This window comes from Mucilaginibacter sp. 320_HR (assembly GCF_059691875.1).
In genome coordinates this window covers 664,067-675,968 of the sequence record NZ_JCAWAI010000002.1, presented here as the reverse complement: position 1 = coordinate 675,968, position 11,902 = coordinate 664,067, and the positions used below count along the sequence as shown (strand labels likewise).

Here is an 11,902-nt window from a genome sequence, read left to right as displayed (position 1 = left end):
AATTAGAGGGAGACTTTCACAGTTAAACCGATTGCAAAGCAGAGCGGTTGTCATTTGTGTAATCGATTATTTTTACGGGTGTGGATGCTTGAAAGTTGCTTTAAATTAAAAAAATAATGAAATTTTAACTATCTGATAAACAGGTAAATACCTTTTTATCAGATAGAAGGATATTGTATTATCTACACTTTAGATAGCGGTAATCTTAGAAAGGGCGCTGTAATGCTTAGCTTTTTTACAGAGTAACTTCAGGTATACTTTGCTATCCAAAAAATAAGTAGCTGATAAAAATTGCAGCTATAACACCGGCGAGGTCAGCTATTAAACCAAATGGAATGGCGTAGCGTGATTTCTTTATGCCTACCGAACCAAAATAAAGCGCAACAATATAGAATGTAGTATCTGCCGAACCGTTGAATACAGAGCCCAGCCTACCGGCAAAACTGTCTGCCCCATAAGTTTGCATGGTGCTGATCATCATCGCTTTTGAGCCAGAGCCACTGAGCGGTTTCATGTAAGCTACCGGCAGGGCATCAACAAAACGGGTGTCCAGCCCTGCCTGTGTCACCAGCCAGCGCATGCCGTCGTTAAGGTAAGTTAACGCACCACTGTTACGAAAAACACTGATTGCAACCAGCATTGCAACCAAATACGGAATGATCTTGACAGACACGCCAAAGCCTTCTTTAGCGCCATCTATAAACGCTTCAAACACGTTTATGCGTTTGCGCATTGCCCCTAATATAAAAACCACCGGGATACAGTATATAAGCGTATTGCTGATGACCTTAGATACTAAAGATATCTGATCGTGATTTAATTGCGTGGTGAAATACCAAACCAGCAGGGTTATAAAGGCTGTCATGCCGCCGAGCCAGGCTAGTATAACCCTGTCAAACAGGTTTATTTTTTGCTTTATAGCTACAGCAAGCATACCAATTACCGTTGCTACATAGGTGGCAATTATGCAGGGCAGAAATACGTCAGCAGGATCTTTAGCATGTAGTATATAACGTTGCGCGATAATGGTTACAGGCAGAAGCTGTAAACCGGAAGTATGCAGCACCAGGAACATTATCTGCGCGTTAGATGCGGTTTCTTTATCAGGATTAAGCTCCTGCAGGCTACCCATTGCTTTCAGCCCGAGCGGGGTAGCAGCGTTGTCCAACCCTAAAAGATTAGCCGAAAAGTTCATCATCATCTGCCCATTGGCCGGGTGGTTTTTTGGTACCCCCGGAAAGAGCCGGCTAAGAAAAGGGCCTACTATGCGCGCTAAAAAGTTCATGGCGCCGGCTTGTTCCCCTATGTTCATGATACCCAGCCACAGCACCATGTTGCCCGCAAGGGGTAAAGCAATATCCATTACTGATGACTTTGACATATCGAACATGCCATCTACCAGCAATTTAAAAGCGTCGACATCGCCCAGGAAGATGAGCTTGCACAACGCGATAACAAATGCTATAAGAAAAAAGGCTATCCAGATGTAATTAAGCGCCATAGTAGTGTTTAAGGGCTTGAAGTTAATTTTTTTTGAATTATTAATGTGGAAATCGCCATCTTTAAAATCAAATTTCTTTAAACCTGCCTTAGCATGATAGATGTTGCCAATCAGTTGAAAGATGTAGTGAATGGGTTTCTTGGCAGCCGGTCGGCCCTCATTAATTGGAACCATACCGGCGCGCCCGGTAAATGGAGCAACAAGCAGATTATAGGACACCTGATAGATAGCGCACACATTAACTTACAGCGCCTGGTGAGGTGCACCTACGAAGAATGCTTTAAGCTGGTATACTTCCAGGACGAATGGGTGCAGGTACAGCACTACAATGATGCCGACATATTTGAACTGCTGCAGCTTTGGCGTTTGCTAAACATGCAGATAGTAAGAGTGCTTGTAAATTATCCACCCAACAGAATAAGCATCACCTGCGACAATGGCCGGCACGAAGTAAGCTTTGTTACAGTAGAGTTCCTGGCGAACGACTATATAGCCCATATAAGGCATCATCTGGATCAGCTAAAATAAGCGACCAGTGTAAGAAGACTGGTGTCCCAGTTGTCGTAAATGAAGTGTCCCAGCCTTTCCAGTTTGAGAGTTGTAATAATTGCATAACTACTTATTAGATAGTGTATTATATAATTTTGGTTAAAGTATTTGTACTGTCCCGGTGTGTCCCGCTTGTAAGTTGTAAACTATTAAGGGTCAGTAAGTTATTATATTTACCTGTCCCAGGTGTCCCGCTTTAAAAGCGGGACACCTTTTATGCTTCCTCGGTGGTTATAGCAGTTCGCCTGGTCTTGATTATCCGTTCACGATGCTGTGATCCCCAAACTTTTAAAGCGTCTATAATGGGCCACACAGATTGGCTATATGGGGTAAGTTCGTAAGTGACGGTAACGGGTACGGTATCAAACACCTTACGCTCCACAAACTCATTTAGTTCCAGGTCGCGCAGTTCCTTTGATAATACTTTAGGAGTAATGTCCGCCAGTGCTTTTTGCACCTCGTTAAATCTCATCGGCCCTTCGCTAAGCGCCAAAATGAGGGGCAACTTCCACTTACCACTTAGTACGTAGAGCGCATCTTTTACAGAATTCATGGCTCCGGTACATTCTTTACTATTGTGTTTTCTGTCGTACGGCATAGTGCAAAGGTGCTAACTATCCAAAAGCATACCACTATCCTTTGGGATAGTAGTATCTTTTTAATAGTAAACAAACATAGGTTTGTCCATCATTAAAATAGATAAAACATGAAAATATTACATCTTATTTCGAGCCCCCGCGGTAACGCGTCGGTAAGTAAAAAACTGGGTAAAGCAATAGTAGAAAAGCTGCAGGCAAAAGAACCGGACAGCGTAGTTACAGTGCACGATCTTACCAGTACACCGTTCCCTCATTTGGAAGAAGTGCATTTAACATCCTTTTTTACACCTGCAGAGCAGCATAGCCCTGAACTGGCGACCGCCGTTAAACACAGCGACGAAGCAATAGCCGAACTAATGGACGCTGACGTTATTGTAATAGATGCGCCCATGTACAACTTCAGTATTCCCTCAACATTGAAAGCCTGGTTAGACCATATTATCCGTGCTGGTAAAACGTTCCGTTACTCTGAAAAAGGGCCTGAAGGATTGGTGCACAACAAGAAAGTTTATTTGGCCATTTCCAGCGGCGGCATCTATTCAGAAGGGCCAATGAAAGGCTACGACTTTATTGAGCCTTACCTGAGAAGCGTTTTTGGCATGTTGGGCGTCAGCGATGTAACCGTATACCGTGCTGAAGGCTTAAAGGTACCCGGCGTACTGGAACATGCGTTTGAAAAAGCGGTTGAGAGTATTGCTGTATAGACGGAAATTTTTTGAATTACAGAATGGCCTATCGGATCGATGGGCCATTTTTATTAATGACTATCTCAATACTTATTAAATATAGGCGTATCGGCAGGTGTCCAAAGGCAAGCTTTTTGGCCGCAGGCTTTTAGGGCATTGTTGGCCTAGGTGTTAATATTAGTTCCTTATCTGGCCATTGCCGCGCACTATCCATTTATAGCTAGTAAGTTCTTCCAGTCCCATGGGTCCGCGGGCGTGCAGTTTTTGTGTGCTGATGCCAATCTCTGCACCGAGACCAAACTGAGCTCCATCAGTAAATGCCGTAGAGGCATTCACATATACAGCAGCTGCATCAACACGGTTTAGGAAGGCTTCTATATGTACTGCATTTTCTGATATAATGGCCTCGCTGTGTTTTGAACTGTGTTTGGCTATGTGCTTTAGCGCTTCTTCGAGATTAGCAACTGTTTTGATTGACATTCTCATCGACAAAAACTCTGTCCCGAAATGTTCAGGCTGTGCCAGGTTCAACAACCCCGCAGGATAATGACTTTTGAGAGCCTCGAAGGACGGTTCATCTGCATAAAGTTCTACACCTTTGCTGGCCAATGGCAACCCAAGAATAGGAAGGTCCTCTAACCTTGATGAATTGATGATAAGGCAATCCAAAGCATTGCACACGCTTACACGCCGGGTTTTTGAATTCGCAATAATAGCTGCGGCCTTTTGCAGATCGGCAGTTTCATCCAAATACGTGTGCACAATACCAGCCCCTGTTTCTATTACCGGTACTTTGGCGTTGCTGCGCACATGGTCTATTAAATTCTGGCTGCCGCGTGGGATCAGCACATCTACATGACCAACCGCATTTAGCAAGGCTTCAGTCGCCTCGCGTTCGGGTGGCAGGAGGGTAGCAGCATTTACATCTATTCCGTGTTGCAATAATACTGTATGGATGATGTTGATAATGGCTTTGTTGGAAAATTCTGCATCGCTTCCACCTTTTAATATGCTGATGTTACCAGTTTTAAAACACAATGCAAATACATCAAAAGTAACATTCGGACGGGCTTCATAGATAACACCTACCACACCCAGAGGTACCCTTATCTTTGTTATCTGCAAGCCATTAGGACGCGTATCGTCCGATAAAACTTTACCGAGAGGGCTCTCTAATCCCGCCACATTCTCAATATCAGCAGCAATAGCGGCTATACGGTCGGGAGTTAGTTTCAGTCGGTCGTATTTAGGATCACCAGGATCCATCCTGTCTAGATCTTTCTGGTTTTCTGCCAGCAGCATCGGTGTTTGCGCCACGGCGGCTTTTGCTACACCCAGTAACACGGCGTTTGTTAGATCGGGTGCAAGGTTCAGCGTCCGGGCGGCGGCGACCGCGTTCTCGAAATATTTGTTGTAAGCCATGGCTATGCCTGTAAGTAAAGATAATCGTAATGTACAAGCGGGCGCTGTTTTTTCAATCCCTTAAGTTCCCGGGCCTTGTCAGCTCCGTACTCGGCCTGTCCTAAGCCTATGAGCTTGTTATGTTCATCCAATATGCGGATGATGTCGCCTTTTTTAAAATCAGCAATGATTTCTATAATACCTACAGGCAGTAAACTTGATGCCTTATTGGAAAGCAAAACACTACTCGCGCCCTCATTTACCTGAACGACACCGGTTGCGGCATTCTCTGCATGCGCAAGCCATTTCTTTTTACCCGATTTCTTTTTTTCAGGCACAAAACGGGTATGCACAGCCTTGCCTGCAAGCAACTCTGTTAAAATATCATCAATTGTGCCGTTAGCAATATGAACTGCAATACCTAGTTGAGCTACTTTTTGCGCAATGGTAGATTTTGTTATCATACCGCCACGCCCAAACTGAGAACGTGCTGAACTCACAAAAGAGGAGAGATCAATTCCCTCACTGGTCACCTCCTGAATTACTGTTGACTCGGGGAGTTTAGGGTCGCCGGTATAAATACCATCAACATTGGTAAGTACAATTAGCGCCTCGGCATTCAGCATAGAGGCTATAAGCCCCGCAAGTTCGTCATTATCGGTAAACATTAACTCGGTTACTGATACAACATCATTTTCATTTATCACCGGAACCACATGGTGTTGCAGCAATATCTCCAGGCAGTTGCGCATGTTAAGGTAATGTACGCGGTCGCGAAAGTCTTCCTTGGTTACCAGCACTTGCGAACAAAGTGTGTCATATCTTTCGAAAAGGTGCGTGTAAGTATTTATAAGTTTTACTTGCCCTATTGAAGCCAATAATTGTCGGGCAGCTACGGCGTCGTGTTTGTCACCAACTTTTATCAGGCTCCTGCCTGAGGCTACAGCTCCTGACGATACCAAGATCACTTCAATACCCTGCTTGCGTATGGCGGCAACCTGTTCAACCAAATGGGAGAGACGTTCTTGATCAGGCAGCCCATTTGGCTGAGTAATTACGTTAGAGCCTATCTTAATAATGACGCGACGGTACTGGTACATTAATGTATAGTAGTTTTGTCGTCAATAATAACAATTTGAAAGTAAATGCAGGAAAGAATATGCAAATACCACTTATTATCGCATTCGAAAGCTAAAACTTAAGCTTGTAAATACTGTTATCAGGCTAATTCATGGCATCATCAAAACTATCAATATACGCGGCACTGGCTGCCAATTTACTTATCGCTATAACCAAATTTATAGCAGGTGCCATTAGTAACAGCGCAGCGATGATAGCCGAGGGAGTCCATTCGGTGGTTGACACTGTAAACGAGTTATTGCTGCTGCTGGGGCTTCATCGCAGCAAAAAACAGCCCGATGCTATGCATCCGTTCGGGTATGGTAAAGAGTTATACTTTTGGTCGTTCATTGTATCCATAATGATTTTTGGATTAGGCGGCGGCGTATCAATTTATCAGGGCATTACGCATATAATTCACCCGGAAAAGATGGGCGACCCAACGATTAATTATATTGTACTTTCACTATCAATAGTTTTTGAAGGGACATCCTTATTTATCGCGTTAAAACAATTTAATCAAATACGCGGTGCTACACCGTGGTGGGAAGCCGTAGTTAAAAGTAAAGATCCGTCCAGTTTCCTGGTGCTGTTTGAAGATGCTGCAGCAGTGGCGGGCTTGTTTATTGTAATTATCTGCGTTTACCTCAGCCACAAACTTAATCTTCCTTATTTGGATGGTGTCGCGTCGCTGCTGGTTGGAATTATTTTGATTATCGTTTCGTCTATCCTGGCACGTGAAAGTCGCAGTTTATTAATGGGCGAAGGAGTGTCAACTCAAACGAGAGAAAAAATATGTCACCTGGTAGAAGGCGATGATCATGTAGTGAAAGTGCAGCATATATTATCAACTTATCAGTCACCCAGTGAGGTGTTGCTCATGCTGATCGTAGCGTTTAAGGAAGACCTGGATACGGAAGAAATAAATATTGCTATAGACCGCATACGCGATAAAGTGAAAGCGGAGTTCAAGCTGGTACGCTTTGTTATTATTCAGCCAGAAAGCCTGGAGCATCACCTGCTTTGGAATGATGACAGCCATTAACATTGGTTAAAATGAACTAAAGCAAACACATATTTACTTTAGCCTGTTATTGCTAAACAACATACCGAACCGTTTATGCTTATTTTGCAGCGGGTTAAACATCAATATGGATAAAAAAATTAAGGCGAGGCCCCGTGTATTGATCATCGGTGGCGGCTTTGCCGGTATACAACTTGCCAAAAAACTCAGGAACGCACCTGTTGAGGTGTTACTGCTTGATAAACATAACTACCATACTTTTCAGCCGCTGTTGTACCAGGTTGCAATGGGTGCGCTGGAGGGCGATTCCATCGGTTTTCCTATCCGGAGGATCTTCAGCAAGCAAAAGAACTTTACTTTTCATTTAGCCGAAGTACAGAAAATTGATACTGAAGCTAAGATAGTGACAGCCAACATTGGCGATATCCATTACGACTATCTGGTATTAGCAACCGGCGCAAATACAAACTATTTCGGGAACAAACAACTAGAGCATTACACGCTTCCCATGAAGAACATTGCCGAGGCGCTGAATGTGCGAAGCCTGATCCTCCAGAACCTGGAAAAAGCTTTAGTAACGTTTGATGAAGCCGAACGCAATGCTTTGCTCACATTTGTTGTGGTTGGGGGCGGACCTACAGGTGTGGAGTTATCCGGAGCCATTGCTGAAATGCGGAAGTACATCCTTTGTAAAGACTACCCCGGCTTGTGCGATGCTGATATGAAAGTATTTCTGGTGGAAGGTAAACCAGAACTGCTAGCAGCAATGTCGGAAGGGGCATCAAGCAAAGCCAAGAAGTTTTTGACAGACTTGGGTATTACCATATACAACAGCGTGCATGTGGAGAGTTATGATGGCCTAACACTCAAGATTGACGACGGCATCGTTATAAAAACGCGTAATGTGCTATGGGCGGCAGGTGTAAGAGGCGAGATGCCTCAAGGCTTGCCAGCAGAAAAGATCGCTAAAGGCAACCGGGTAATAACAGACGAGATAAACAAGGTAGTTGGCTATGATAACGTATTTGCCATTGGTGACGTATCTTCTGTAGTTACAGAAGGTGCTCCTAACGGTTACCCAGGTGTAGCACAAGTAGCACTGCAACAAGGCGAGCAGCTGGCCAAAAACCTGGTGAACATAATAGAAGGCCGACCAACCAAGCCGTTTAAGTACAATGATCTGGGTACCATGGCAACTATTGGTCGCAACAAGGCTGTGGCCGATCTTAAGCACCTGCAGTTCCAGGGATTTTTTGCCTGGATATTGTGGATGTTTGTGCACTTGTTATCGTTGGCAGGCTTTAGTAATAAGACGATAGTTTTCTTTAACTGGGCAACAAACTATCTTACGCGCAATAGCGATAACAGGCTGGTTATACACCACTTTGATACGAATACAATGATGACAGATCCTACGGCCAAATAGCCGTGGAGCTGAATGTTTAGCTGATACGCGTATGCACCTTTTCTTAATTATAGCACTGTTGGTAATGGTATGTGCGTTTTACTCGTACATAAACGCGCGCTTTCTCCGCCTTCCCGGTACCATCGGCATTATGTCTTTGGCTATCGCTGGCTCTATTCTGACGATAGCCGTAGAAAACATATATCCCGGCGTGGTCAAATACCTTACTATTTTGGCCAACAATATCAGCTTTTCTACCATAGTACTTAATGTGATGCTCGGTTTTCTGCTGTTTGCCAGCGCGTTCAACTTAAACGTAAGAAAACTAAAGCGCGAAATGCGGCCGGTGCTGCTCCTCAGCACCATTGGCGTGCTTCTTTCTACAGCTCTATTCGGCACATTACTTTATTTTGTTGCGGGGCTTATAGATATTAAAATACCGTTCATCTACTGCCTGCTGTTTGGCGCATTAGTTTCGCCTACAGATACCGTTGCGGTGGGTGCTATCGTAAAGCATTCAAAGCTGCCCTCAAATTTGGAAACCATTATTGCAGGCGAGTCGTTGTTTAACGATGGGATAGGCTTGGTGCTGTTCATCACTCTTCTGGAAATCACCCGTTCGGGAACTGACAGTTTTGATCTGGGCAAAACGGTTATGCTATTTATACAGGAAGTTTTTGGCGGTATTGCTATGGGGGCGGCAAGTGGGTATCTGTCCTTTAGATTGATGCGCTCAGTAAACGACTTTCAGACAATCGTACTGGTGTCGCTAGGCGTGGTAATGTTTAATTCCGTAGCGGCATCTTATCTGAATGTTTCTATACCGCTGTCCGTTGTTACCGCTGGTTTATTTGCAGGTGCGCGGTCTATTAATGCAGATACAAAGGAGCATTCGCACGAAGCGCTGGAGAAGTTCTGGAATTTGATTGATGAGTTATTAAACACAATTCTTTTTGTGATGGTTGGTTTACAGATGATCAACCTGCCTTATATTAAGAACTATTGGATCACCGGTGGAATAGGAATAGTTCTGATATTAGCTGCAAGATGGCTGAGTATATTAGTGCCGCTTACTTTTCTTCGCAGATCATTAAACATCAATTACAATAATGTAAATATCCTTACCTGGGCAGGAGTAAGGGGAGGTATCTCCATAGCGCTGGCACTCTCATTACCGGCATCGCCATACCGGCACTTTATCCTTTCTGGTAGCTATTTTATTGTGATATTCTCCATAATTGTGCAGGGGCTTACACTTAACCGCATGATTAATTCCACTTACAAGAACAAAGAAGCTGGTAGCTAATGATTGCGGCTCATGTATTGGCCTATTTGTCGTTCGTTCGCATCACCAGACTGGCTAAATATTTTAATAATACTCTGCTGTTCAGCTTCTGTCCTATTTTGGCTGAGTTTCTTTTTAGCCTGCAGACCGTCTACCACAATCTCAAACGCCACAATGCCTTTCATCATCTTCAGCTTATAATCCTCCTCTAAATTGTCCCATTGCTGCAAATAGCCTTGCTCGTAAAAGCTAATCATCTTCTTCAACAGCGCTTCTACATCAGCCACATCATCAATCAATTTTGCTCTTCCGTAAGCATGAACCGAAATGTAGTTCCATGTGGGCACATTTTGAACCTTTTCGTAATTAGATGGCGATATGTAAGCGTGCGGTTCCGAGAAGATAACTAACGACGTTCCATTAAGACTGGCAGCAGCCTGCGGGTTTGCTTTTGCAAAGTGCGATAGCAGAACTATTGCTCCATCCCGCTGCTCTACAATGAAGGGAATGTGAGCGGCCACAGGGAGACCATCCTGCGTATTAACAATAGTTGCAAAACTATACCGCTGCATAAAGCTTACTGCTTCCTGCACATCCGGCATTTTGAAGTGATTTGGCGTATACAATTTATATAAGATTATAGCGTCATTCACTGCCTTTATAAAGCACGCCGGCTTTTTCTGCCGAAAGCTTAATGCCTTTTATCATGGCGGAACTAAAGCCGTTATGCTCCATCTCATTAAGGCCCGCAATAGTACAGCCCTTCGGGGATGTTACCTTATCGATCTCCTGTTCTGGATGTGAGGCAAGCTGAAGCAGAAGGTCGGCGGCTCCTTTAGCTGTTTGCGCAGCCATTTTAAGCGCATCATGAGCATGAAAACCTATTTCGGTTCCACCTTGTGATGCAGCACGTATAGACCGCAGGAAAAACGCTATACCACAGGCGCATAAAGCGGTAGCGGAAGTCATTAGTTCTTCATTAATCTGGATGCTTACGCCAACCGTATCAAACAGTGACTTGACGAGGCTTACATTTGCTGCGGAAGCATTATCAGTAGCTATACAGGTCATGCTGTGGCCAATTGCTATCGCTGTGTTTGGCATAGCGCGAATCACCTGAACTTGTAAGCCAAGCTGATTGCGAATATCCTGGCAGCTTACGCCGGACACGACCGATATCAGCAAATGCTTGCTTTCCATAGCAGCTGGCTTAATTTCATCAAGCAGTTTATTTAGTTGTTGCGGTAAAATGGCAAGCACAACAATGTCTGCCTTGGTAACAGCTTCGGTGTTATTTGCTGTAACGTTGTAGCCGTCGGCCGCAAGTGGCGCTAAAGCTGCTGTATTGCGCCGCGTAAGCGTGATTTGCTGAGGAGTAAATATACCTGCCTTTACTAAACCTTTGGCCAATGCCAATCCTATGTTACCGCTGCCCAATATGGCTATATGCTGTTGTGTTTCCATGTTATTTGCTTAAGCGTGTACCAAAACCTTTATCCTTTTTCAGCTGACCGAGATCATCGGAATGACCAATTATAACAGCCTTAACTCCGCAGGAGATGGCTGTAAATGCATTATCCATCTTTGGCAGCATGCCGCTGTGGATTATTTGTTCTGTCTTTAACTTTTCATATCGTTCAGGGTCTATTTCCCGTATCAATGAATCTTCATCATCAATGTCCTGAAGAACACCTTTTTTCTCGAAACAATACACCAGCGTTGTATCGTACAGTTCAGATAGCGCAACAGCCAGCGCAGAAGCGATAGTATCGGCATTAGTATTTAATAATTGCCCCTCACCGTCATGTGTCAGCGCGCAAAAAACGGGAGTGAACCCTGCATCAAGTAATTTACCAATGCTTTCCGGATTAATGGAATTTTCAGCTAAATCGCCTGCAAAGCCGTAATCAATTGTTTTTACCGGACGCTTTTTAGCCCGGATAAAGTCGCCGTCAGCTCCCGTTAAACCAATGGCGTTTGTGCCATAGCGTTGTAATTGGGCAACAATGTTTTTATTGATCAACCCGCCGTATACCATAGTTACAATCCGCAGGGTGTCAATGTCTGTTATCCGCCTGCCGTCGATCATACGCGCTTCTACGCCCATACTTTCCGACACTTGGGTAGCCACTTTCCCACCTCCGTGTACCAGTATCTTAAATCCTTCAAGTGCGGTAAAGTCCTTTAAAAACCTGTGCAGGTTTTCAGAATTATCTATTACGTTACCACCAATTTTTATCACATGCAATGCCTGCATACATATACTATATAAGTCCGATGGCAATAATAGGTAAATTTAAAGAATGGTTTGCCAGTAAAGTAAACAGCAGAAG

The 11,902-nt window shown here is 44.1% G+C and carries 12 protein-coding genes; 5 read left to right on the top strand and 7 right to left on the bottom strand.

Going from position 1 to position 11,902, the window contains the following annotated elements; translation table 11 throughout:
* Positions 1-262 precede the first annotated feature (262 nt).
* Positions 263-1,501 (bottom strand): nucleoside recognition domain-containing protein, encoded by a 1,239-nt coding sequence (locus tag AC59GT_RS08640; protein WP_497237259.1) that lies wholly within the window; start codon positions 1,499-1,501, stop codon positions 263-265.
* 93 nt (positions 1,502-1,594) lie between these two features.
* On the opposite strand from AC59GT_RS08640, the gene AC59GT_RS08635 reads away from it, so the two are divergent.
* On the top strand, positions 1,595-2,029 hold the full coding sequence (locus AC59GT_RS08635) for a DinB family protein (protein WP_497237258.1): 435 nt from the start codon (positions 1,595-1,597) through the stop codon (positions 2,027-2,029).
* A 235-nt stretch (positions 2,030-2,264) separates the two neighbouring features.
* Here AC59GT_RS08635 and AC59GT_RS08630 read toward each other — a convergent pair whose 3' ends face one another.
* The gene (locus AC59GT_RS08630) at positions 2,265-2,648 is read right to left on the bottom strand and encodes a winged helix-turn-helix transcriptional regulator (protein ID WP_497237257.1); all 384 of its coding nucleotides are present in this window, start codon (positions 2,646-2,648) and stop codon (positions 2,265-2,267) included.
* A 108-nt stretch (positions 2,649-2,756) separates the two neighbouring features.
* Here AC59GT_RS08630 and AC59GT_RS08625 point away from each other — a divergent pair, with 108 nt between their 5' ends.
* Positions 2,757-3,353, top strand: coding sequence for an FMN-dependent NADH-azoreductase (locus AC59GT_RS08625; protein WP_497237256.1), 597 nt, complete (start codon positions 2,757-2,759; stop codon positions 3,351-3,353).
* A 159-nt stretch (positions 3,354-3,512) separates the two neighbouring features.
* On the opposite strand, the gene AC59GT_RS08620 is transcribed toward AC59GT_RS08625, so the two are convergent.
* Together AC59GT_RS08620 and proB are read right to left on the bottom strand one after the other, a co-directional pair.
* Positions 3,513-4,757 carry a glutamate-5-semialdehyde dehydrogenase gene (locus AC59GT_RS08620; RefSeq protein ID WP_497237255.1) on the bottom strand — a complete coding sequence of 415 codons (1,245 nt, stop codon included), beginning with the start codon at positions 4,755-4,757 and terminating at the stop codon, positions 3,513-3,515.
* A 2-nt stretch (positions 4,758-4,759) separates the two neighbouring features.
* Complete coding sequence (proB, locus tag AC59GT_RS08615; protein WP_497237254.1) at positions 4,760-5,836, bottom strand: glutamate 5-kinase; 1,077 nt, start codon at positions 5,834-5,836, stop codon at positions 4,760-4,762.
* A 131-nt stretch (positions 5,837-5,967) separates the two neighbouring features.
* Here proB and AC59GT_RS08610 point away from each other — a divergent pair, with 131 nt between their 5' ends.
* The 3 genes from AC59GT_RS08610 (at position 5,968) to AC59GT_RS08600 (ending at position 9,590) form a co-directional block, all read left to right on the top strand.
* A complete protein-coding gene (locus tag AC59GT_RS08610) occupies positions 5,968-6,900 on the top strand; it encodes a cation diffusion facilitator family transporter (protein ID WP_497237253.1) in 933 nt (310 codons plus the stop codon).
* Between the two features lie 106 nt (positions 6,901-7,006).
* Complete coding sequence (locus tag AC59GT_RS08605) at positions 7,007-8,305, top strand: NAD(P)/FAD-dependent oxidoreductase (protein ID WP_497237252.1); 1,299 nt, start codon at positions 7,007-7,009, stop codon at positions 8,303-8,305.
* Positions 8,306-8,336: 31 nt separating this feature from the next.
* On the top strand, positions 8,337-9,590 hold the full coding sequence (locus AC59GT_RS08600; protein ID WP_497237251.1) for a cation:proton antiporter: 1,254 nt from the start codon (positions 8,337-8,339) through the stop codon (positions 9,588-9,590).
* Here AC59GT_RS08600 and AC59GT_RS08595 read toward each other — a convergent pair.
* From AC59GT_RS08595 to argB, 3 genes are read right to left on the bottom strand one after another with little or no spacing between them, the layout of a single operon-like run.
* A complete protein-coding gene (locus tag AC59GT_RS08595; protein WP_497237250.1) occupies positions 9,587-10,222 on the bottom strand; it encodes an FMN-binding negative transcriptional regulator in 636 nt (211 codons plus the stop codon). The genes AC59GT_RS08600 and AC59GT_RS08595 overlap by 4 nt on opposite strands.
* On the bottom strand, positions 10,215-11,033 hold the full coding sequence (gene proC, locus AC59GT_RS08590; protein WP_117381551.1) for a pyrroline-5-carboxylate reductase: 819 nt from the start codon (positions 11,031-11,033) through the stop codon (positions 10,215-10,217). Before proC ends, AC59GT_RS08595 begins: the two co-directional genes overlap by 8 nt.
* A 1-nt stretch (position 11,034) precedes the next feature.
* On the bottom strand, positions 11,035-11,826 hold the full coding sequence (gene argB, locus AC59GT_RS08585; protein WP_497237249.1) for an acetylglutamate kinase: 792 nt from the start codon (positions 11,824-11,826) through the stop codon (positions 11,035-11,037).
* Positions 11,827-11,902: the final 76 nt, after the last annotated feature.